The sequence below is a fragment of the Comamonas testosteroni genome (assembly GCF_014076415.1).
GTDB classification, from domain to species: domain Bacteria; phylum Pseudomonadota; class Gammaproteobacteria; order Burkholderiales; family Burkholderiaceae_C; genus Comamonas; species Comamonas testosteroni_F.
The window spans coordinates 3,318,913-3,341,169 of the sequence record NZ_CP043568.1; the positions used below are offsets into that span (position 1 = coordinate 3,318,913).

At 55.9% G+C, this 22,257-nt stretch carries 18 protein-coding genes and 2 pseudogenes; 9 read left to right on the forward strand and 11 right to left on the reverse strand.

Going from position 1 to position 22,257, the window contains the following annotated elements; all coding sequences use genetic code 11:
* Nucleotides 1–60: 60 nt before the first annotated feature.
* From F0P97_RS15235 to F0P97_RS15275, 9 genes are all read left to right on the forward strand, one after another.
* Nucleotides 61–1,077 (forward strand): type II secretion system F family protein, encoded by a 1,017-nt coding sequence (locus F0P97_RS15235; protein WP_003054519.1) that lies wholly within the window; start codon nt 61–63, stop codon nt 1,075–1,077.
* A 1-nt stretch (nt 1,078) separates the two neighbouring features.
* On the forward strand, nt 1,079–2,194 hold the full coding sequence (locus tag F0P97_RS15240; protein WP_150106957.1) for a tetratricopeptide repeat protein: 1,116 nt from the start codon (nt 1,079–1,081) through the stop codon (nt 2,192–2,194).
* Nucleotides 2,195–2,213: 19 nt separating this feature from the next.
* Complete coding sequence (locus tag F0P97_RS15245) at nt 2,214–2,651, forward strand: DUF3613 domain-containing protein (RefSeq protein WP_150106956.1); 438 nt, start codon at nt 2,214–2,216, stop codon at nt 2,649–2,651.
* A 19-nt stretch (nt 2,652–2,670) separates the two neighbouring features.
* The gene (locus tag F0P97_RS15250; protein WP_034400541.1) at nt 2,671–3,189 is read left to right on the forward strand and encodes a TadE/TadG family type IV pilus assembly protein; all 519 of its coding nucleotides are present in this window, start codon (nt 2,671–2,673) and stop codon (nt 3,187–3,189) included.
* 1 nt (nt 3,190) lies between these two features.
* The gene (locus tag F0P97_RS15255; RefSeq protein ID WP_003054514.1) at nt 3,191–3,661 is read left to right on the forward strand and encodes a TadE/TadG family type IV pilus assembly protein; all 471 of its coding nucleotides are present in this window, start codon (nt 3,191–3,193) and stop codon (nt 3,659–3,661) included.
* A gap of 98 nt (nt 3,662–3,759) precedes the next feature.
* Nucleotides 3,760–5,931: a pilus assembly protein TadG-related protein gene (locus tag F0P97_RS15260; RefSeq protein ID WP_003054512.1), complete on the forward strand. Its 2,172-nt coding sequence runs from the start codon at nt 3,760–3,762 to the stop codon at nt 5,929–5,931.
* A 41-nt stretch (nt 5,932–5,972) separates the two neighbouring features.
* A complete protein-coding gene (locus F0P97_RS15265) occupies nt 5,973–7,358 on the forward strand; it encodes a sigma 54-interacting transcriptional regulator (RefSeq protein WP_003054511.1) in 1,386 nt (461 codons plus the stop codon).
* A 122-nt stretch (nt 7,359–7,480) separates the two neighbouring features.
* Nucleotides 7,481–8,737, forward strand: coding sequence for a glycosyltransferase (locus tag F0P97_RS15270; RefSeq protein ID WP_003054509.1), 1,257 nt, complete (start codon nt 7,481–7,483; stop codon nt 8,735–8,737).
* A gap of 515 nt (nt 8,738–9,252) precedes the next feature.
* A complete protein-coding gene (locus F0P97_RS15275) occupies nt 9,253–9,717 on the forward strand; it encodes an RrF2 family transcriptional regulator (protein WP_003054506.1) in 465 nt (154 codons plus the stop codon).
* A gap of 724 nt (nt 9,718–10,441) precedes the next feature.
* Here the strand turns inward: F0P97_RS15275 and F0P97_RS15280 are convergent.
* From F0P97_RS15280 to F0P97_RS15330, 11 genes and pseudogenes are all read right to left on the reverse strand, one after another.
* A complete protein-coding gene (locus F0P97_RS15280) occupies nt 10,442–11,410 on the reverse strand; it encodes a glycosyltransferase (RefSeq protein WP_003054500.1) in 969 nt (322 codons plus the stop codon).
* Nucleotides 11,410–12,336, reverse strand: coding sequence for a hypothetical protein (locus F0P97_RS15285; RefSeq protein WP_003054498.1), 927 nt, complete (start codon nt 12,334–12,336; stop codon nt 11,410–11,412). The genes F0P97_RS15280 and F0P97_RS15285 overlap by 1 nt, the downstream gene beginning before the upstream one ends.
* Nucleotides 12,329–12,958, reverse strand: coding sequence for a PIG-L deacetylase family protein (locus F0P97_RS15290; protein WP_003054495.1), 630 nt, complete (start codon nt 12,956–12,958; stop codon nt 12,329–12,331). The genes F0P97_RS15285 and F0P97_RS15290 overlap by 8 nt, the downstream gene beginning before the upstream one ends.
* Nucleotides 12,945–13,847: a glycosyltransferase family 2 protein gene (locus F0P97_RS15295; RefSeq protein WP_003054494.1), complete on the reverse strand. Its 903-nt coding sequence runs from the start codon at nt 13,845–13,847 to the stop codon at nt 12,945–12,947. The genes F0P97_RS15290 and F0P97_RS15295 overlap by 14 nt, the downstream gene beginning before the upstream one ends.
* Nucleotides 13,844–15,466: a carbamoyltransferase gene (locus tag F0P97_RS15300; protein ID WP_003054492.1), complete on the reverse strand. Its 1,623-nt coding sequence runs from the start codon at nt 15,464–15,466 to the stop codon at nt 13,844–13,846. Before F0P97_RS15300 ends, F0P97_RS15295 begins: the two co-directional genes overlap by 4 nt.
* A gap of 1 nt (nt 15,467) precedes the next feature.
* Entirely contained in the window at nt 15,468–16,352 is an 885-nt protein-coding gene (locus tag F0P97_RS15305; protein WP_034400534.1) for a hypothetical protein, read from the reverse strand.
* Nucleotides 16,349–17,743, reverse strand: a complete 1,395-nt coding sequence (locus F0P97_RS15310; protein ID WP_050785734.1) for an LOG family protein — start codon at nt 17,741–17,743, stop codon at nt 16,349–16,351. The genes F0P97_RS15305 and F0P97_RS15310 overlap by 4 nt, the downstream gene beginning before the upstream one ends.
* Nucleotides 17,721–18,413 carry an NAD(P)H-dependent oxidoreductase gene (locus F0P97_RS15315; RefSeq protein ID WP_003054485.1) on the reverse strand — a complete coding sequence of 231 codons (693 nt, stop codon included), beginning with the start codon at nt 18,411–18,413 and terminating at the stop codon, nt 17,721–17,723. The genes F0P97_RS15310 and F0P97_RS15315 overlap by 23 nt, the downstream gene beginning before the upstream one ends.
* 533 nt (nt 18,414–18,946) lie before the next feature.
* A pseudogene (locus F0P97_RS15320) lies at nt 18,947–19,126 on the reverse strand (IS30 family transposase); the annotation flags it as partial.
* Nucleotides 19,127–19,185: 59 nt separating this feature from the next.
* Nucleotides 19,186–20,494, reverse strand: a pseudogene (locus F0P97_RS15325) (IS3 family transposase); the annotation flags it as partial.
* 119 nt (nt 20,495–20,613) lie between these two features.
* Nucleotides 20,614–22,224: a PAS domain-containing methyl-accepting chemotaxis protein gene (locus tag F0P97_RS15330; RefSeq protein WP_182283019.1), complete on the reverse strand. Its 1,611-nt coding sequence runs from the start codon at nt 22,222–22,224 to the stop codon at nt 20,614–20,616.
* Nucleotides 22,225–22,257: the final 33 nt, after the last annotated feature.

Genomic DNA, 22,257 nt, shown 5'->3' on the forward strand with positions numbered 1-22,257 from the left:
AAAAGAAGAGCCCATGAAGCCAGTCCCCCCTCATTCACCACATTAGGAAAGTAGCGCTGTATGACATCGCATTTGCTCTGGATTCTGAGCCTATGTCTTGGTGCACTTGGTGTAGGGATTTTTGCCTACATCATGATTGCACGCTTGCACCTTTCAACGAAAGCCGCGCAGCAGGTGATCAAGCTGCTGCGGTTGCATTCCACAACTACGGTACCGTCCACAACGACAACGTCGTTCCACACTTCTGCCAGCCTTCCCGGCTTTACAGCCGGTACGACAACAGAAATAGCCTTTGGCATGAGCAGCGATACAGCTCAGCAACTAGCTGCCAGTCTGCAGCCGCCTGCATGGCTTAACTCTGGTATTGCGAAGTCTTTGCTAGCCGATGAAGACCGCAAGCTGTTGGATCAGGCCGGCATAAGCCTACGTAATGGTGGGTCAGTCTTTGTGGCTAGTCGCATGATTCTGGCTGTCGCCATGCCATTGCTGGCGATTCTGGTTTTTCAACCTAGAGGTATCCACCTGCTGATGTACGGTTTCTTTGGATTTGGCGGAGGCTTGATGCTGCCCAAATGGCTCGTCAGCTACAAATCAAGCCAGCGACGCGAACAGGTGGTCGAGGAGCTTCCGTTGTTTGTGGACCTGCTGCGTCTACTGCAAGGCGTAGGCCTAAGCATTGACCAGAGTCTGCAGATTCTGTCTCAGGAGTTCGGCAGCGTGCTGCCTGTTCTGAGCAGCGAACTAGCCATGGCCAACCAGTTGTATGCCAGCGGCCGAAGCCGTGATCAATCACTGCAAAGGCTAACTCACTTGAGTGACGATCAGGACATGACTGCCGTAGTCAATCTACTGGTGCAGGTGGACCGGCATGGCGGCGCAGTACAGGGTCCACTGCAGGATTTCGGTATTCGTTTGCGCGAAAAGCGCCAGGCAAGGTTCAAGGAAAAAATCGGCGCTATCACCGTCAAGATGACAGGGGTCATGGTTCTCACCCTGCTGCCTGCCCTCATGGTGATCACCGCAGGTCCAGGGTTCATGGCAGTGATTCGCTCACTTTCAAGTATGGGAGGACGCTGAAATGTCCTTAGCCCTTCTAATACCTTCACGCTGGCAAACTGCTGCCACATTTACTGGACTAGCTTTTCTTGTCGGCTGTGCCAACACATCAGCACCACAAGGCTACGGCGTAAACCAAGAAAGCACAGTAGCAGAGGCCCAACGGCAAATGCGGCAGGCCGAGCAATCCACCAAGGTAGATACGGCTCAGACCTATCTAGGTTTGATCGCGCAAATGCAGCAAGCCGGCAAGTGGTACGCATCACTTGCACATACTGAAGCGTTTGAGCAGCAGTACAGTGGTACCAGTACATCTGTTTATCTACAGGTCAAACTGCTGCGCGCCGACGCCTTACGCAATACCAACCAAGACCAGCTGGCACGACAGGCATATGGAGAGCTGTTGACCGCTCATGACAACAGCACAGTGGCGCGCGCAAGGCGTGGCCTGGGTCTGCTGGACGCTAGCCAGGGACAATACACCCAGGCGGTTACACAGTTGGAGATGGCACGCAAACTTGACCCGACCGATTCCAGCGTGCTGAGCGATCTTGCCTATGCGCATATGCTGACCGGTCAACTTGATCTTGCCCAGCTCCCCGCACTGCAGGCTGCACAACTGGCGCCCACAAACGCCAGGGCGCAACTCAACCTTACCCTCTACTGGCTGGCAAGTGGCAACAAAGCCGAGGCCAATCGCCTGCTCGAAGAACTCACCCTGCCACGCGCTAACAACGAGCCGCCACTGATCGACCAAAAGTCGCTGCAGACACTGGAAGCCCAGTTGACTCGCGTCAGACAAGCCATACAGGCTCATGCGACAAATTCGCCGATTTCACATCGCGCCGTGCCTCAGGAAACATTGGCTTTGTCACAAGAGCAATCACCGAACATCAACACGTCATCAGTCTTAGCACAACCTGCAATTTCAGAAGCAGTATCGGAGAAAGTCCTTGCCGCTGAGCAACCCGAAAGCGTTAAGTCAGCCCGGGGCGAAGAATTAACACAAGTTCCGGCCCAAGCATCGCTGCGGATGGAAACCCAAATTATCAGTGTCACGCCCAACCTCATGGTCAGGCGTCAGATGTACTTGCCTGCCATACCTGGCAACACCACTGCCCCCTCCGTCACAAGATAAACCATCTTAAGGAACACTCGTGCCCCACTCTCTTTTTTCTTTTTTTCCTTCCCTTCTGCTCGCCATATTGCTTTACTGCGCTGCAGCTACGGCTATGGCTCAGAGTTTCACCGGCCAGCCAGAAACCGCCGCGTCACGTTCAGTCACTGCAGTTGAAGCGGGCCTACCTATGAGCCCCTCGACCTTTGAATATGTGGCGACAAAACCCGACTCCACCGCCATCCAAGCCAGTGTTGTAGCCCCAGTGCAGCCAGTGCAAGTCCCCCCCCAGCTGCGCGAACACACTGTTATTGGTAGCGCCACCGAACACTTGTTTTCCATGCAGAGAACACTGGCAGCTCAACGGCCCAGGCCTATTGACGGCGAGCAAGCCAGCCGTAGCTATCAGCGCTACCTCAAGAGCTTTGAAACCACCATTCCCGAGCAATTCGAAATGGGCTTAGATGTAAAGCGGTAACTCAAAGAAAGAAGACATCATGAATCCGCGACATCGGCCAGCGGCGTTAAGCACTTGTCCGCGCGGCCCCCAAAGCGGCGTATATGCGCTGGAGTGGGCAATTATTTTTCCAGTATTTTTTATATTGCTGTACGCCTGCATCAGTTATGGCTTCGCATTCTTAGTGCGTGAATCTATGCAGCTTGCTGCCGAAGATGGTGTGCGTGCGGCCTTGCAGTATCAAGCCAATCGTGACTCTCGCATGCAAAAGGCAAAAAAGACCGTCGAAGAAAAGCTAAGTTGGCTTCCTTCTTCGTTGCACCCCATCTCAAAATCCATCAATGTGGACGTCTGCCGTGTCGGCGCACCGAGTATTTGCTCGCCTGAACTGAAGTGCGGCGTCGCCATGACAGAGCGCTGCATGGTTCGGCTGAATTTCAGCATTCCCTATGGGTCATCGCCTTTGACTCCTAGCCTGAGCATGCTCGGCATGCACTTCTTCAACCCTTCAGAACTGTCTGCCAGTGCGACCATCCTTGTAGATCAAGGAGGAATCTAAGATGTACCACCGATTTTCTCTTTTCTACCCCTCTTTACGCAGGACGCAAACAGGCGTGGCTGCCGTGGAATTTGCTCTGCTCGTCAGCATATTGCTGACTATATTTTTCGGTATTTTTGTGTACTGGCATGCACTACAAGCACAGCAGTCCGTAGTTCGTGCGGCAGGTGATGGAGCGCGTTATGTCCATGAACTTTACTTTGGCAGCAAATTTAAAAATATCGATCTAGAGCATGAGGCCAAGACAGTGGTCGAACATAGTCTGATCCAAAGCGGGTTGAGCCTGTCTCATTTGGAGTCACAAGATCAGGAAAATCTGGTCACGCTGATTCAAACCCCTCAAGACATCACTCTTACCGTTTCATACCCGCTTCAATTACTACCTGGAGACAGCAGTCACGCGCTGAAAGGCCTGCTGGGCACCCCTCAAAAATTGCAGGCACAAAGCGTGCTCCTGCTGGCACATCAATGAGAAGGTGAGCCATGCATTCGAGCAAATCACTTCAGTTACATCGTTCACACGGGAGATTTCTTCCTAAAAGTAAGCGCCAGCAACGCGGGAGTCTTCTTGTGCAGTTTGCACTGGTTGCCGGCGTCATTTTCTCCATGCTTGGCGTTGTGGATCTTGGCTATATGTATTACGCAAAACGTAATCTTCAGCGCATTGCTGACTTGGCAGCTTTGGAAGCAGCGCAAAGCATCAATGCGGAGCAGGATAACTACTCAGAATGCCAAACAACTGGAGAAACCAGTCTGGATCGTCATTGGCCTGGCTTGGCCGAGCGCTCGGTGGTATGCGGGAACTGGAGTGCTCAATGGAGTGCCCCCAAGCACTTTACCAATGACATAACCCTACACCCTGTCAATGCAGCCTATGCAGTAGCAAAAGGACAATCCCCCACTCTCTCGCTTTTTCCCTGGGATCGCACTCTCTTTGCCGAAGCCATTGCCACTCGCAAGACTCCTGTTGCTGCATTCCAAGTCGGCTCTCAATTGCTAAGTCTCAATGAGGAAGCACCACTTGGCAGATTACTCAAATTAGTAGGCCTAGATGTCGATCAATTGACCGTGCTCGACTCCGAAGGTCTGGCCAATGCCAAGATAACCCCTTCTGGCCTTCTTAAAGCGTTGGGCATCGACTTGGGAGTTGGCGGCCTATCCGCGCTCTCTCCTGATCAGTTACTCCAGCTCAACAACCTGACCTTGCTGAACATAATAGATGCCTCAGTGGAGGCCGTTTCAGACAGCACAGCTAAGGCCAGTCTGAAGGCTATCATCGATATTCTTAATGAGGGGAAAATAGACTCTATAAAGCTCTTGGATCTGCAAACGCCGCTTATGAACGGCTCCAGCAACCCTGGCATCCTGGCCTTCCTCTCTACAGGCTCGGATAAATCACCCAACGACGCTGCACTAGATCTGCAACTGGGTGTGAGCGATCTGATTAAAACCGCCATCATGGTGGGTGCTAATGGACATGCAATCTCCATCCCTGAGCTTAATGTGCTGAACCTTGTAAAAGCCAAACTGACTGTGGTCGAACCCCCCAGTATTGGTGTTGGCCCCATTGGAACCAAAGCCAATAGCGCACAGGTTCGTCTCGATCTCGATATTGATTCCAAGCGCATGACTCTGCTCGGCCCTCTTCTCAGCATGATTGGCCTGCGAGTCAACTTACCAATTAAGGTTGAAGCTGTCCATGCAGAAGCCACACTGGATGCCGTGTACTGCTCTAACCCCAGTCGCAACAGCCAGCCTGCTATTGATCTAGGTGTCAATTCACGTCTGGCTCGAATCATCATCGGACATACCGATAAAAGTGCAACCGACGAAGAAAACATTCTGATTAAGACACCTCTGTCTTTGAATGTTCGTGGCCCAATTATCACCAATGTGCTCCAGGATCACGACGACATCAACAATCTGGTCGTGGATTTACCCCAATGGACCCGGGAAAACCGCCTATTCCTAGGTGATACGGTGGATGCACTGCTCAATACTGTATTCAATCTGCTAGGCGGCCTTTTTTCCCCTCCTATTCTTAGCTCCGACTGGGACGGCATGCATACCGATGGCAATCCTGAAGATGTTCGCAATGCACAGATTGAAATGCTGGCCAAGCTCTATTTGGAAGAAACCAAGGTCAACGGCTTCTATAACGTAAAAAATGCCACCGATCTGATTCTCAACGGCAAAGGCAAGCCTGGAACAGAAGGGGCTCTGGGAAAGCTGGTTGGAAGTGACTTTACTTTTGACAATGCGATTCCTCAGTCTTGCGCGCTTTTTGTCTGCCCTCCCAGTTCGTGGAAGCCCGGAACTTTCTCAGCAGCTTTTTATGCTTACACCAGCACCCCTTATAGCCTGCTGGACGTTGTTGGCATTCCCACCTTAGGCAATGGCTATATCAGTTGCTCGGGCTTGCTGACCTCTTTGCTAGCCTGGAATTCCTGCACATTAAGTAACCTGAACAATTTACTCAAACGTAACCAAAATCAAGTCGCACTGACGAATAGCAATGCGTTAGTTAACTCCCTCAAAGACAGGAGCTCCGACAGCGTCACTTGCGGTGGTGCTCTATGTGCACTCCTTCAACCTTTACTCAAGCCCATTAAATGGGTACTTAATCAATTGGGCAGTTCGTTGCTCTCTCCACTGCTTACCAAAGTTCTTGGACTGGACTTGGGAAAAAGTGAAGTTAAGGCTATTGAAGTCAACTGCAACTCAGCTCAATTGGTGTACTGATTTTGTTAGGCATTCATGATTCAACAACAAGGAACCCCACAGTGAATCTGGACGAGCTGGTCATCTATGTCTGGGAAGGACAGGCCGATATTGCAGAACGGGTAGAACGCTGCATGCTCAATCTAGGCGTAGAAGTAATCGTCGCCGACGGTTTGAGTCGGCCTGTCGTTACCGGAGAACTAGGCAATGCGATTGCAGTAGTCAGCGTCTCAACTCTTGAGGGGGCGCGTTTCACGCGCCAAGGTGTGGAAGGGACTTTCGGCATGCCAGTGCTGTGGGTCAGTGCGAACCAGCGCGAAGCCAACCCCGGCAGCTACGCAACCGAATACTCACATGTACTACCCTTTGACTTCACCGGTGCCGAGCTACGAGCTATGCTTGTGCGAATGCTTCGGCGCATGCAAAGTCATCAGCAACAAGTTGAACGCTCGGGTGACATCATTGCAGTATCCGATTGCATGCAGCAGCTGCTGCACGATGTAGATACCTTTGCCGACTGTGAGCACAGTGTGCTCATCATCGGTGAAACGGGCGTGGGTAAGGAGCGTATTGCCGAGCGACTCCATGAACACAACAGCCGTTATGGTCAAGGCCCGTTTATAGTCGTAAATTGTGGCGCCATTCCCGACGGACTATTCGAATCGCTGTTCTTCGGTCATGCCAAGGGCTCTTTTACCGGAGCTGTCTCCGCACACAAAGGCTTCCTTGAGCAAGCTAACGGCGGCACGCTCTTTCTAGACGAAATCGCCGACCTGCCGCTATATCAGCAGGTTAAACTCCTGCGTGTACTTGAGGAGCGTTCAGTAACGCGCCTTGGAGCGACTACTCCAGTCCGTCTGGATTTTCGTCTGGTTACGGCCACCAACAGGCCTCTACGCGGACTTGTACATGAAGGTAAATTCCGCGCCGACCTATTCTTTCGTCTAGCCGTGATCGAACTGAAGATCCCTAGCCTTGAAGAGCGTGGGGAGCAGGACAAGTTAGCGATTTTCCAAAGCATTTTGTCCAATGTAGTCGGCGAAACCATGATGACCGAACTGGGAACCCCGCCCTTCTTCATTATGGATGCAGTGGCTCAAATGTACTTTCCTGGCAATGTGCGTGAGTTACGCAATCTGGCAGAACGCATTGGTGTTGCTGCACGTCAGACACGCACTTGGGGAGAGGAAAGTGCCATTGAGCGCATTATCCAATACGCTCAAAGTCACTCTGCAAACACATTTCCACCAGAAACGGTTAATGAACCTGTTCTGGCCAATCGTAGTAACTGGGATATGGATGAGCGTAATCGCATTATCTCTGCACTCAGTGCACATGATTGGAAGCGGCAGAATACGGCTCAGCATCTGGGTATCAGTCGCAAAGTGCTTTGGGAAAAGATGCGTAAATACCAGATCAGCGACGGGGAGCCAGAAGTTCCTGTTTGAAATTCCTGTCTGAGATTTACTGAATTCAACGCCCTTAGTGCCACAACTTTAAACGGTCTCATCTGGCCGCCACTGCGCGGCCAAATTCAGGATCGTCAAGCTCAATTAAGACCGTCTATTCCATGCAGGAAAAACCCGTCATTATATTTATCGGTGCTGTATATCCTAGCCAATACACTTTACTATGCAGCCATTTACGTAATACCGGCATGGCAGATAGCTGGTTTATGACTACTCCCGGCCATAAGGCTCGTCATGAGCATGAGTGCGATCATCTACTCTCCTTCCAGCCTGACGGAAAAATTGTTGGTCCCCAAAGCTATTATTACTCCAGCAAGTTAGAGCGCTCTGCCCGTATTTGCCGGGGTGTACTTCAGGCATTGCAAACCTTCGAAAAGGAAAACTGCAAGCGCATTGATCTGGTGGTATGTCATTCACTATGGGGAGCCCCTAATTGGCTTTATGACGAGTTGAGTGCGGCAGTAGTCAGTTATATAGAATTTCCAAGCTATAGGCAGCATGGCTGGGATACTGCATATCCACCGGACCCTTCGCAACGAATGGCAGATCGCAATCAAGAAATGTTGCACTTCCATCAGGTCCTCCTTAGCGATCTAACCATCACACCCAGCCACCATGCTCGATCGATGTTTCCACCACAGTTGCAAGGAAGCATCGCTGTCCAATTTGAAGGGTTCGATATCCCCCCTCCACTGCGGGAGTCTCACGCAGCCATCCGGCACGAAAATGAACGATTCACTGTTGCATTTACTGCCCGTGATCTCTCCAGTGCCAAGGGTTTGGAGACATATATCCGCCTAGTTGATCGCCTTGTGCGTGAGGGAGACGGAGAGGATATGCGGTTTATCGCTATTGGTGATGCTAAAGCCATGACCTATGGATATGAACCGCAGTGGGTGCAGCGGCGTTATCAAGGCAAGGTGGGTAGTTTTCAAGAGCATCTGCTCAAAATTTATCCCGCCGCACAGGTTATTGAGTTTACCGGTTGTTTGCCATACCGAGATTTTTCGCGAATACTAGCCGAAGTAGACTTGTTTCTATATCCACTTCGCTATGGCGTTGCAAACTGGGGATTGATGGAAATTCTGGCTCGAGGTGGTTGCGTGATAGGCTCCAACTGGGGATTTGTTCCTGAACTTGTACAGCATGATGTTAACGGAATGCTGATGCCCGACAATGACGATGCTTGGATCTTCGCAATTCGCCAACTAAAGACAGACCCAAAACGACGCGAGCGCTACTCCAGTGCAGCACTAAAAACAGGTAAGAAATTCCACATCGCAAACGTAGCTCCTCGCTTCATGGAGTTGTTCAAGCTAGCTATGGCCCGTAAAAAAGTAAAGTCCTTGCAGGCATAGAGCTTGGAACGTTTGATTCATCTTCAGCTTATCCAAGCAGAGCATCAATAACGATTTCTATGCTCGGCACATCGCCTTGCGATTCACTGTCTGCCAAGCTATCAACCATCTTGGGGACTGCAGAGATCCGAGCAATTGTTGATGCTACAAGTTACAGCTCCTATCTAGCTGACTGGACATTGTCCGTCGGCTATGTGATCGGCATAGCTGGCTTTGCAGTGCTGTTCATCGACATGATGACGCGTACAGTGCTGAGCCATCTGGGTCAGTAGTTGCGCATTGACAGAGTCATATATGGGCTGCTGCTCGCCACCACGTTGTTGCGCATGCTGGCATTCCCGTCAGCGGGTGGCCTCAAGCCCACGCTGAATGCATCGACTCTGACACGGAGACCAGCCTTTGCTTTGTACCGGTGGCGCATTGCGCCATTGCTAATTTGACAAAACCGGCCACCTGCCGGCCCTCAGGACGCGTCGCGATCAAGTCCTGAAAATCTGTTTGAACGGAATCCGTCAATGCGTCTTACCTTAATGACTGACTATGCGCTGCGACTGCTTATGCACGTGGCCCAGCGACCCGAGCGGCTGTGTACGATTTCCGAGATCTCGCAGGCTTATGGTATTTCCGAGGCGCACATGATGAAAGTGACACACCAACTAGCCCAGCAGGGGTGGATAAAGACGGTTCGTGGCAAGGGCGGCGGCATGCGCCTTGCCCATGAGCCGCAGCAGATCAATCTCGGGGCCGTGGTACGTGGAATGGAGCCAGACTTTGCGCTGGTCGAATGCTTTACCAATGACAATCGCTGCATGCTAGCTGGTGACTGCCGCCTAACTGGTCTGCTTCAGGGTGCGCTACACAGCTTCATGGCACATCTGGACGGCTTCACTCTAGCGACTCTTCTGATCCCACAAGCATCGGCCAACGAATTGCCGCCGTTATCGGTTATACGACTGCGAAGAGAAGCGATGCAAACATGAGCTACAGACCGTTTATCACACTCATCTATTGGGCGGAGTTCAGGAACAGGTAATTGAAGTCCTGATCGAGCTGTGCCGGCACGCCGTCCACAACGCGCACGTCAGGAGGCGGAGAATGCGTTTTCTTGCATCCTTCCACGTGGTCGACTTTTCTGTGAGTCATCGGCTGAACCCATGCTTGGAGGCTCAACAAAAATCTATGCGTCTAAACCAATCTCAGTTGGGCCAAACGGCACAAGAAACGACAAAGGCACGAACAACTCACCGAGCGAGCGGACCGCATCAGTACCCGGCGCCAACTCGGAAGGCTCCGGTAACGCATGATTCCCAGGCAAATGGCGAAGGACATGCGCATTCATGAACCGAACAGTGAACGCCGTCCGCAAATGCATGTGGTATTGCTTGCTGATCCACCAAGCGATAGCGGCTGAACGGGATCGTCCCGCCCAGCAATGCACGAATACGTGAGCATACCTCCCACGCTCCAGCCAACGATCGCACCATGCCACCAGATCACTTGCCTGATCCGGCGTGAAGCATTCGGCGACGCGCGGCACTGCCTCCCGGGCTGGATCGACGTCCGAAAACCGCAGGCGTAGCACAGCCGCAAAGCCGGGCTCGACCTCGGCCTCATAAAAGCGGTCGGAAATCGAAATAACCAGCGCCTCAGGCCCTGGTCGTACCCACTGGAACTGCTCATACGAGAGAAACCACACTCCACCCATCATTCCCCCACATGCCCAGAAGCCGACATCGACTGCAACTGAGCGACCATGTGCTTGGCCTGATCAACGAGCGCATACCGCCCGGCGACGTAGCCAGTCCATCGATGTTTTTGAACGTGTTGAAGGCGCTCGACTGCTTCGGCGGACGTGCACACCAGGATGTCCGCCGGCCATGCACGTTCCGCGCCAGGATAGGTCAGCACCACGGCATCAAGGCCCATGGCCAGAGCCTCCCCGATCGCGTAGCCAAAGCTCTCGAACATCGAGGTAGACAGCAGGACGTCCTTGTCGGCAAGCCATTGGGGCATGTCGTCAACCACCCCGTCGAAGTGCACGACGTCCTGCAACCCGAGTTTTGCAACTAAATCGAGCAGGTGCAGGCGTACCCTAAGGCTTTTCCAGGCCCCGGCAAATGCCAGGCTTGCTTCGCCGCCCGCACGACGGAAATCGGCCAGGATCCGCAAGGCAAGCGCCGGGTCTTTTTTCGGCGCTAGGTCGCCTACCCAGGCAATCTTAGGAGCCTGCCTAGAGCCTGGCTGGTCGTAGTTGACCTTGAACCGGTGCAGATCGATACCGTTCTCGATTACGCACACATGACATCGCGCCATGCCTGCGCAACGTTCGTGCGCGATGCCGAGAATGGTCTCGCTGACCGCCACGCAGGTTGACACATTGGCCCAGTCGATGCGTTCGATGCAGTCGGTATCCAGCGCCTCATAGGAATGCAGCCGCACCAGCAGGGGCTTGCGTGCTAGGCGATTGAGCTTGGAGGCGAGCACAGCATGCTCTGTGGACCAGTCCACCCACAGGATGTCGGCTAAGGCCAGTGCCGGCGCGACCATTCCCAGCGGGGCATACTCGTGTAGCTCGACCCGGTAATACTGTTCCAGAGTTAGTAGCAGGGGCCGCACGAAGGACGTGCCTGGCGCCTTGACCGGATCGAGGATGATCAATAGAGGCTTGTACATCACCGCTGCCACATTCGCTGCAAAGCATCCAGCACTGCCGTCTCAGCCGCGGCATGTCTGTTGCAGGCTTGCCGCTGGAACTCGGCAATGCGGCGCGGCACATCATCCGAGCATAGTTGCCGTACCTGGTCCACGACATCGGCGACAGTCGCTACGCCGGCTTGCATGACAGGCCACCCCAGCCCTCCCAACACCGAGCGCACCTTCGCACCATCCCGGATCTGGTCGATGGCCAAGGTTGGCGTGCCCTTTGCTAGACTGAGCAAGCCGCCGTGCATGCGAGTCGTGATTACTAGGTCGACCGCTTCGAAAGCATGCTCAATCGCCTGCGCTTTTGCAATTTGGCCGTGCAAACGGGTATCGAGGACGACCACCGTTCCCCCAAGCATGTTTATGGCGGCGCGCACCAGCGCATCGGCGGCATCATGCAGTGAAGCATCGGCACCATATTCGCGTTGCGCGTGCCGAAGGCATAATCCGATCCGTTGCATCGCTTGCGGCGCGCGCGGCGGCTGCGGCCGAAAGCCAGCTAGGTCGCCCAAGCATGGCTCGATGCCGTCCCTTGCGATCGTGACGTCGAACGGATTCCAGGACTCTCCATCCTGCGCGGTCAGGACGCTGACGCCGGCAGCCATGCTTGGCACGCTGGCATAGCGGGCCATCAGTGCCGCAAAGGCCGCAGACTCACCGATCAGCGGTCCGCAGACGAACAGCAGCAAGTCCACCTCGCAGGGGGCGAGCGCATCCCACTGAACGCAATCGAACTCGCGCAGTTCCCGGTACATTACATTAGTGCCCACGCTGACTTTATATCCTGCCTGCTCCGCAAGTCGGCAGACGCGCACAACAGCATACAGGTCGCCGATCGTTTCACCGCCGCGCGCCAATGCACCCCACCACGCGATCAGGCACCGCTTCTTATTCATGGTTTTTCTCATCCAATAATGCCAAGTCTGGTGCTAAGGCCAACAGCCGGACCATTGCCTGCGCCGTGCCAGAAAATGCTTCGCTCGGGCCGCACACAGCAGCCAACGATGCGATGACGGTGGCCTGGCTCACGTACACCGCAAGCGCCGCCTGCTTGGCATGGCCCCAGCGAGACACGAAGCGCTGCCTCAGGGTACCGTCGTGTGCCTCCCTGGGCTGGTCAAACGGAGCGAACGCCAGAAACGGCACGTCATGCGTCCGTGTCCAACGAGCTACCAGCGCTGCGCATTGCGTATGGTGGCGATGCCGATGCAGTTCTCCATCCGCACCATGGCTCAGCACCAGCGACGGCCGCAAGACATGCAGCCAGTCAGCAAGCGTGCCATCGTCGAGGGACAATTCCGCGCGTTTGTTGTCAGCCAAGTCGAACATCGTGGGGCGAGCTCCCAGTGCCAAGCAGGCCCGCGCGAACTCATCCCGCCTGACTGGATTGCCGCCATTGGTCGCGGACACCACCTCGACCCGCTGCCCAGCCGCGGCGAGCGCGGCAATTGTTGCCCCGCACCAGATCGTTTCGTCGTCCGGATGAGCGACGACCACCAGTACGTCACATTGGTCCATGCGCCGCGACTTTCTCATCCTTGAGCCGTTGCAAGTGGGATTTGCGGTAGGCTTCGACGAATAGCGCATCGATCACGGGATGCTCCTTCACCTCTAGTGGCAGGAGAAAATCCGCATCCCTATCGTGCAGGGCAACGTCGTAGGCACTGGTGGCAAGCTTGTGAGTTCCGTCGCCGTCGAAGCCGATATTATTTACCAGCGAGACCGGCGGATACAGGAACAAGCCGTCGGCCAAGGCCACAGAGGCAAACCACATAGGCGACCAGGAATTGTCCTGGCCGAGCACGCCCTGGCGTAGCCTATTGGTCATCGACATCCCGCCCTCGGGGTCAAGGAATGCGGCTAAGCCAGTGGACGCGATCCGTTCCAACAAGCGCTCACGGGAGCGGTCCAGCCGGCGCCAAGATCGGGCCCACACGGCCCAACCCCAGCATGCCGCGCGGCGCGAAAATACAGCGCGTTCGCCGAGCGACCCGCGCAGGTCTTGCATGACATATCCCGATATGCCCATCACCTCCGCGTCGCCACCATATGCCTGCAGGCCTCGGTTCATGAAAGTCAGGAAGCCCGGAGCGACCAGCAGGTCATCCTCGACCACGATCGCGCATTCATACTTGGCAAGCATCGTATCGATCGCTGCCACCACCGCCTGTGCCATACCTGCGTTCCACTCGCGTTCGGCCACATGGACTGCTGCGAAGCCGCGCGCGGTGCGGCACAACGCTGCCACCTGCTGCGTCAGTAGCGCCTCGCCTTTGTCGCGAGGACCGTCGACGAACACGTGCAGTTCGCTGTCCCGGGCTTCCGGGCAATCCGCCAAGGCCGCCAAGCAGTACGCGGTCAGGGCCGGGCGCCGGTGTGCGACCAAGCAGATGGGCACCGGGTTCATGGCAGTTCCTGCGCGAGATAGCGTTTTTCGAGCAGTACATCGTCAAGCAACAACGCATCCAATGCCGAGTTCAGGAAGCAGCGCACAGCATCAGCCGGGCTTTCCACCAACGGTTCGCCGGCGATATTGAACGATGTATTCAACAGAACCGGGACGCCACTGAGTCGGCCGAACTCCGCTAGGAGCCGGCGAAGTTTCGGGTTCTGGTCGTGCGCCAGGGTCTGGGGCCGTGAGCTCCCGTCGATATGCGTGACGGCGGCGAGCCGCTCGCGCCAGCGCTCGCGTACTGGGCACACATACAGCATGTACGGGCTCGCGATGCCTAGGCTGAAGTATTCTTCCGCATCCTCGAGCCGCACCACCGGCGCGAACGGGCGAAACGGTTCACGGCGCTTGACGATGCGGTTGAGGTGCTCACGATTGGCGGCGGTGAAAGGGCTCATCAGAATCGAGCGGTGGCCCAGTGCACGCGGCCCCATCTCCGAGCGTCCCTGGAACAGCGCCACGCTACGCCCTTTCGCCAGCAAGGCTGTCGCCTTCTCGTCGGGGGCGTCGGTATGCACGAGCGCTGCACCGCTGTCCTGCGCCATGGCCACCGCTGCTTGGTAATGAGAGGCTCCGTATCTCGGACCGGTATAGGGCGAGACGTCCTCGTAGACTCGCTCCACGCCAAGTTCCACGTGCAGCCCCCATAAGGCAGCGCCTAGTGCGATGCCGGTATCCGAGCAAGCCGGGTTGATGAAGACTTGCTCGAAAATCCCGGAGCGCAGGATCCGGAAATTGGCGACGCCGTTCAAGGCAACCCCGCCACCCAGGCACAGATTGACTTCACCGGTCTCGCGGCGGGCCCATTCGGCGAGATGTAGCATGACTCGTTCGCACTCCTGCTGCACGGCCAAGGCTACGGTGGCGCGTTGGTTCTCGTCCCCTAGCGGCCCGAGATCGACATACAGTTCGTCGTCGCGGCCGCACAAAGAGCCGTAATCGGTCAAGATGCCATCGAAATCGGCCTTAAACGCCGTCGATAGCCGGAGGTCGTTGCAGCCAAATGGTGCCAATCCCATAGTCTTGCCGGCTTCAAGCGGACCGAAACCAATGCGACGGGTGACGGCTTCATACAGGAGGCCAATACCATTTGCGCTGGTACGCGCCACCAACTCGAGCGAGTGGCCGCGACCAACCCAGAGCGACTGCGTTTCGTATTCGGAGCCGCGGCCGTCGACGACGAGCACCGCGGCGCGCTCGAACGGCGAGGTGAAGAAACTGGCGGCCGCATGGCAGGCATGGTGCCGCACCATGCGCAAACGCTGGGCGTCGATCACATTCAGAAAGACGTCCGTGCGGCAGGAATTGCGCCGGAAATCGCGGCGCCAGTCTTGCCCATTCATGGTCCAGTCCAACACCACCAGGTCCGCCTCGCGCGGATCACTCATACCGAGTTCGGCTAGGCAGGCCGCAGTCGACAGCGCCGGGAATGCGCGGCTACTTTTTTCGCGGTCGAGCCGTTCTTCATTGCAGTGCGCGATTAGGCGTCTGCCATCCGCCCCCACGGTAACGACCGCAGCGCCGGTGTCATGCCAGCGATCCTTGTGCAGGCCTAATACGATTGGGGTATTCACATCATAATCCAGTTGTTTGACGGGCCAGTTCGCGATACACGCGCCAGCATGCGACCGAATCGTTGTCCGGCAGCGTCGTTGCCCACGGCTTGTCTTTTCCGACGAAGTGCAAGACCCTCACGCGGCCGAACGGGCCGACAAGTTTGGGTAGGCCACGCCGGTCCCATCCGGCGATGCGATTCGGTGCGAGGCCGGGAGCGCGACGATAGGAGTGCCGGGTGTTGTAGATATGGCCGGGGTCGATGTATGGGCGGCTACGGTTGGCAGCATATGCTGCAAAGTTCATGATGGCCATGTCGTTCCCCCAAAATAGCTCATGGTGCGGCAACAGGCGATCGACGAAGGGACGCATTCGCTCTTCGTAATATCGCGCATCGACTGCGAACACGCCACCGTTGAACGTCCGCGAGTCGAGGTCAGCGCCGGGCACAGCCCCATCCAAGGCATCGCGTGCGCCCGCCAGTTCACCAAGTTGATAGGCGAGCGTCAGCTCAGGGTAGTCCGGCACGCCGCAAATACCTGGATCTGCGACCGCCGCTGCAGCCAGATCGTCGAGCTTGCCCAGTACCACAGCATCGGCGTCGAGATGGATCGTGACCGGATACAGGTGGTCATGCACCGAAAAAAAACCATAGACGGCGCTCGTGTAGTAATGGCGCATTACTTCGGGGATGACGAAACCCCGGTCGACCGCGGCCACGAGTTTGACACCCTCATGCCGCAATATCGCTGCTCGCTGCGGTAGAGTTAGCCCGCAATCGACAACCGTTATCGGCCATGCCGGATGCCAGACCCGCAGGCTTGCCAGCAAGGCATTAATACCATCAAAAAATTGCGCATCGGCCTTGGTGACGACCCCCGTTTGAGCAGACGTGCTTTCCATCATGCCGCCTTGCGCGCTCCGAGCGCGAGAATCATTGGCGCGCCATCGGCCAGCTTGGGCCAGGCCCAGCGTCCGTCACTTTGCATTGTCATCGAACGATGGAAGCGGTAAGATGAGCTTGGACGCTCCTCCATCAAAACCAGCTCCAGACCTGCCAACAGCATTGCGGTGACGATGGCGTGCAGCGGATGCGCATAGGCTGTCAAGGCGCCGAACTCGGCGCCGGTCGCATAAGACGCACCTCTTTCGTGCGTCATGGTCTGAGCGCAATAAGCGGCGTTACTGTCAGTTTCACACCGCATCAGCCATTTTGCGACCGGGTGCACTTCGACCAGATACATCATGCCGCCGGGACGCAGCACGGCGCAGGCCTGCATGAAATAGTCATGCAGATCGGCAACCCAGTCCAGCACGCCGTAACTTGCGAATACGGTATCAAATTGCCTTTCGCCGACGCATTGTGCGAGATCGCCACCATTCGCATCCCACTCGACAAAGATGGCATCAGCTGCGCAGCGCTCCGCGAGGGCTCGGGCGGCGGCCAGCGCCGGGACGCAGTTGTCAGCGCCGACTGCGCGCGCGCCAAGGCGAGCCAGGCTGATCGTGTCCAGCCCAAAGTTGCATTGCAAGTGCAGTACGTCCTTGCCATCGAGAGGGCCAAGCGCGAGTAGGTCATCCTCGCCGATCGTCAGGCGGGCTAGATCGACCACGAAACCAGGCAGGTCGTAATACTCGCTAGCTAGGTGATCGTGTAGAGCGCGTTCCCACCAGCCGGCGTTGTCTATCGTTGCCGGAACGGGATTCGAGCTGTCTGTGACCCCGAAGAAGGCTTCGACCTCTTGAGAGTGGGTAGCGAAGGTCACGCAATGCAGCGTGTCGTTGCGCCGGAAGGCTAGATTACCTGCGCCGCTGACACGCAACCACTCTTTCCAGTGATTACCCAGGAAGAGCATGGGTCGGCGCGATCCGAAGCCACGATCCGTCGACCACAAGGCGGCCGCGATTTCAACGATACTGCCGATGCCGCCGGGCAGGATGATAAAGGCGTCCGCCACCTCAATCAGTATGCGCAGCCTTTCCCAATGATCGGTGGCGGGAAAGACCAGATCAAAATGTTCATAGGCGATGGCGTCTTCCAGATTCGCACATGGCACCCCGATCGCCGTACCGCCAGCGCGCCGCACCGCGCTTGCGCTGGCCGTCATGGTGCCCTGGTAACCGCCATTGACGATTGCCGTGCCAGGACGCACCAACGAGCGCATGCAAGTCTCCAGTAAGCAAGTTGTCGCAGTGTCACCAGCGCTCACGGAGCTACCGAATACGACATATAGGAACGTGGCGCTCCGCGCCGCCGCTTGCTGGCGAACTGCTTCAGCCTTGGGATGGACTTCCATTGGTGTGTTTCCTGCCCCTAGTATTCAATGAGATGAGTACTGCCAGCTTCTGCGCTTCGTGTTTCGCCCTCAACGCGAAATCGTCCGCGGTGTCCTTTTCGACTGCGCAAAGGACTTCACGCACACCGAGTTCGAATCCGACATATCGCATTGGCAGGTCGAAACAGGCTTGCAGAAGCAGATCGAGTGGAATGTGTTTACCGTACTCTGTGTAATCGTCGCGGTCGGCAGCGGCCGTTATCAAGGCGTGGACAGTCTTGCCAGCCATACCGCCGGTGCCGTATTCCATGGTACCGCCATACGCGAAACCGCGGGCCAATACCCTCTCGACCCAACCTTTTAACACCGCCGGCATGCCGAAGAACCAGATCGGAAAGATAAATACGACATGGTCTGCCCACATCAGATTGTCTTGCTCGATCCTGATATCCGTTGCAAAGCCATCGCACCGCACTGCCAGCTTTTGTGAGGCTCGATAGCTGGGTTGGAATGGCAGAGTCGGTAGGAAGTCTAAGGGGCCTGCGATTGGATTGAAGCGGCTAGCGGCAAGGTCGCTTAAACGATACGCAATGCCGACTCGCTCCAGTGCACCTGTTATCGCCTCCGCTAGCACGCCGCCTTTAGTGTGCGGCGTGGTGTGGCAACATATGATGAAGACGCGGATGGTCATATGATGGACAGGGTTCAATATGCTGCCAGTTTCAGCCCTTGAATGAGTGTTGTGATTTCTTTCTAGGAAAGCACTCCCTCTGCAATGAGTTGTTCGAGGAGAGTCCGCCACTCATCTGCTTTCCACTCTTCATCATTGAATTTGTTCTTTTCTGGCATTTATCTTCCCTGGGGCGAGCATGCTGACAAGCTTGGTTGCCTCAGAAGTGGGTCTTGCTAGGGATGCTATGTACAAATCGCTTTCCTAGAAGTCAAACAATGGCGAACAAGTGCCTGTAAGTCTCGAGATACATAGTTTACATTTTATCGAAACTGAATAGAACAACGCAAACGATCTCGCATCCCCCTGCCTGAATCGCCCCCAGACTCCATATATCCTTCCGAGCTCCAACTGCAATAGGTGTTCAACCAATTCGATGAAGTACAGGAAAGTTGATTGGGATTCACTCGGCATCCGCAAATATGAATGAGCTCCATTTCACCTGCGGCCAATGCCCTAGAGATTTCTTCTCGCTCAGACATGGTCAATGCTCAGCGAGACCGACGCCTCGCTGGTGGCCGGATGCCGCCCGTCGCACTCAAGATGGTGTGAATGAAGGTGTGTGGTCGATCAAACAGCTTGCCGATCTCGTGCAAGGTATCGCCAACTTTCCAGCAATCCCACATCAGGGCTTTCTGCACTTCGGTGTAGTAAATCCGCAGTCTTTGCTTCATGCCAACGCTCCTTGCGCCAGTGGCGGTCATTGTGTTGCATTGACCATTTGAATATATACCGGTGAGTAGCCTTTGCGTGACATTGAGCGCACTAACTTGGCATCCGCGATGTGTGACAACCATCCTGGCCAGCGATAGTGGGCGCCTCGGTCGGAGTGAACCACAGGTTGCACCTCGCTGTCATTCAGCTTGGCGATCGCGGCATCCAGCATCGTGTTGACCAGTTCAGCGTCAGGGCGTGTTCCGATAGACCCGCTCACCACCAATTCATCGAAGCAATCGATCATGGGCGAGAGATAGACTTTGCCGGCTGGCAGTTGGAACTCCGAGATGTCGGTCAGCCACTTCTGGTTAGGTGCAGTGGCATTGAAGTTACGGTTCAGCAAGTTCTCAGGGGCCGGGCTGATCTCTCCCAAGTAGGAGCCAGTTTGGGCGCAGCTGCCACCAGCCCTTCCTGCTTCATCAGGCGCCGAACCACCTTCTCCGAGATCCACACGCATTGCCTGACCAGTGAGGCCTGGATGCGACGGCAGCCATAGCGCTATGGTTGCGCTCGAAGGTGTCGGTGATCGTTCGGCGCACAGCGACATACTTCTCGCCAGCGTTGGACCGAGCTCGATGGTAGAAGTACGTGCTGCGAGCCAGGACTAGCGAGGCGAGCAACTCGGCAAGCGAGTACACATGGCGCAGGGCATCAACCAGAAGTGTCTGTTCCCGATTGCTAAGGAGATGAAGGATGATGCCCTGATTCTTTTTTAGGAGCTCATTCGCCTTCTTCAATAGCTCCTGCTCCAACTGCAACCGTCTCACTTCACGGCGTAGTGTCTGGAGTTGCTGCTCCAACTGAGGCAGCTCCGAACTCGTTGAAGAATCATTGAAGCGCTTCATCGATGCGAGAGCCTCTGGCCCCAATAGTTCATTGCGCCAGTTGTACAGCGTCTCTCGACACACACCAACATCGTCAGCAATGGCTTGGGCACTTCCTTACCGTGTGCACAGCGCAAGCACCGCAGCGTGCTTGTTCTCGTTCAACGATGCTCCGAGCATGCGTGGCCGAGCCCGGGGATTGAGCTCTTGAACCCAAGCGTGAAGTGAGGCCCTCCCGGGATAGCCAAGAGCCTTGATTGTGAAAGCCACGCAGCGCCCGTGCGTCAGATAGTGCTCGACGGCCCGAGCCTTTTGCTCCCGGGTGAACTTCGGCGGGCGAACAACCGCGGTCTTCAAGTCCCGATCCTGCTCGTACTCGCAGTGCCTGCCCTTGAGCGAATTCTTGCAGGGATAGCCCAACTGCTGAATGGTTGCCGCGACTCGTTTGCCTAGCTTGATGTAGAGCATCACCGAGCGGATTCGATCTTCGTATGAATACATGAACTACCTCTCAGTAGTCCAAGTTTTTGTCCGCATCCCCCAATACCATCTGTTTTTCGAACGCATGGGCTGGTTGGAAGGTCTCTAGGCAGATAGACAAACACTACCTATTCTTTCATTTACCGCAGCCGATTTATTCGCCGCAGTTCCACTGCATTGGCTTGCGACAAAGGCGCTTCGCCGCGCTCGAGACGGAATAGGCGCATTGAGTTGCTCACACTGTTTACTTGACCTCGCAGCGATTGCGCGGCTGCGGCCAGTTCCTCCACCATCGCAGCGTTTTGTTGGGTGATCGAGTCCATGTGCGCCACAGCAGCGTTGACCTGTGAGATACCGGTTTGCTGCTCTATGGCTGCGGTACTAATTTCACCCAGCACAGCACTTACGCGTTGCACCGCTGACAATGCTTCGGCCATGCGCTCGCGCGCTTCGCCTGTAGCGGTGGCGCCCGATGCCACGCGCTCGGCCGAGTCGCCGATGAGCTGCTTAATATCGCGCGCTGCCTGGGCGGTGCGTGCAGATAGCGTGCGCACCTCCGACGCCACCACAGCAAAGCCCCGCCCAGCCCCTCCCGCACGCGCAGCTTCTACGGCCGCGTTCAGCGCAAGAATATTCGTCTGGAAGGCCACGCCCTCGATGAGGTGCACGATGTCTTCAATGTGTCGTGACGATTCAGCGATGCCCAGCATGGTCTGGCCCACGGCCTGCACGGCATCGTTGCTGCGTTGTGTGATGCTCGAAGCTTCTTCTGCAAAACAGGCGCCACGGCTGGCGGCTAGGGCGCTGTTATGCACTGTGCCATTAATCTGCTCCATGGATGCGGCAGTCTGCTCCAGGCTGCTGGCTTGAGTTTCGGTGCGGGACGACAGGTTGTGGTTGCCGCTGGCGATTTCCTGCACGGCAATCTCCAGGTGCCCTACCTCCTGGCGCACGTCGCTCACCACAGTGCGCAAGTTCACACTCAGTTGAAACAGTGCGCGCTGAAGATTTCCGACACTGCCGCTGGCACCTGTACGCATTGCGTGCGACAGGTCTCCAGATGCCAGCTGATTGGCATCGTGCACAAGTTCTTGCAGCGGCGCGATAGCCAGCGAGTGAGTCAGAAAAGACGACACAGCCACGGCCAACAAGGCCGCACTGCCCGTGACTAGCCAGGGGACATTCAGCCACGTGAGCAGTAGCGGAAGCATTACAGCTAGCGTCAGTACCAGCAGCAGGCGCACAAACGTAGAAGGAGCCAGTAGCCGCGTCAAGCGTCCACTCAGATTTTGGCGCAGTACGGCTCCATGGTGTAGCGTATGGACGGCACATCCAGCTTCCGCCTCGGCACGCATGGTGGCATAGAGCCTTTCTGCGACAAGCACATGTTCGCGCACAGGAAACGTGCGCACCGACAGGAAGCCCGTGATCTGCTCGCCGTCACGCAAGGGTGTGATGTTGGCCTGTACCCAGTAAAAATCTCCATTCTTGCGGCGATTTTTCACGATGCCGGTCCAAGGAAGGCCTGCCGATATGGTTTGCCACAAATCGCGGAAAGCCTCGGCGGGCATTTCAGGGTGGCGGATCAGGTTGTGGGGCTGGCCCAGCAACTCCTCGTGTGCGAAGCCGCTCACGTGAACGAATGCGGGGTTGCAATAAGTGATACGGCCCTTGGTATCCGTGACCGAGACCAGAGTGTCTCGCTCCGGAAACGTGAACTCATTGGTAGTGACTGGCAAATTGATCCGCATAGAATATTCTTTTTTATGGTGTTTTTGAGGAGG

Coding starts and splice junctions, on each gene's coding strand:
- F0P97_RS15235 (WP_003054519.1), top strand. CDS start 61: ATGACATCGCATTTGCTCTGGATTCTGAGCCTATGTCTTGGTGCACTT.
- F0P97_RS15240 (WP_150106957.1), top strand. CDS start 1,079: ATGTCCTTAGCCCTTCTAATACCTTCACGCTGGCAAACTGCTGCCACA.
- F0P97_RS15250 (WP_034400541.1), top strand. CDS start 2,671: ATGAATCCGCGACATCGGCCAGCGGCGTTAAGCACTTGTCCGCGCGGC.
- F0P97_RS15255 (WP_003054514.1), top strand. CDS start 3,191: ATGTACCACCGATTTTCTCTTTTCTACCCCTCTTTACGCAGGACGCAA.
- F0P97_RS15270 (WP_003054509.1), top strand. CDS start 7,481: ATGCAGGAAAAACCCGTCATTATATTTATCGGTGCTGTATATCCTAGC.
- F0P97_RS15275 (WP_003054506.1), top strand. CDS start 9,253: ATGCGTCTTACCTTAATGACTGACTATGCGCTGCGACTGCTTATGCAC.
- F0P97_RS15280 (WP_003054500.1), bottom strand. CDS start 11,410: ATGTACAAGCCTCTATTGATCATCCTCGATCCGGTCAAGGCGCCAGGC.
- F0P97_RS15285 (WP_003054498.1), bottom strand. CDS start 12,336: ATGAATAAGAAGCGGTGCCTGATCGCGTGGTGGGGTGCATTGGCGCGC.
- F0P97_RS15290 (WP_003054495.1), bottom strand. CDS start 12,958: ATGGACCAATGTGACGTACTGGTGGTCGTCGCTCATCCGGACGACGAA.
- F0P97_RS15295 (WP_003054494.1), bottom strand. CDS start 13,847: ATGAACCCGGTGCCCATCTGCTTGGTCGCACACCGGCGCCCGGCCCTG.
- F0P97_RS15305 (WP_034400534.1), bottom strand. CDS start 16,352: ATGATGGAAAGCACGTCTGCTCAAACGGGGGTCGTCACCAAGGCCGAT.
- F0P97_RS15310 (WP_050785734.1), bottom strand. CDS start 17,743: ATGGAAGTCCATCCCAAGGCTGAAGCAGTTCGCCAGCAAGCGGCGGCG.
- F0P97_RS15315 (WP_003054485.1), bottom strand. CDS start 18,413: ATGACCATCCGCGTCTTCATCATATGTTGCCACACCACGCCGCACACT.
- F0P97_RS15330 (WP_182283019.1), bottom strand. CDS start 22,224: ATGCGGATCAATTTGCCAGTCACTACCAATGAGTTCACGTTTCCGGAG.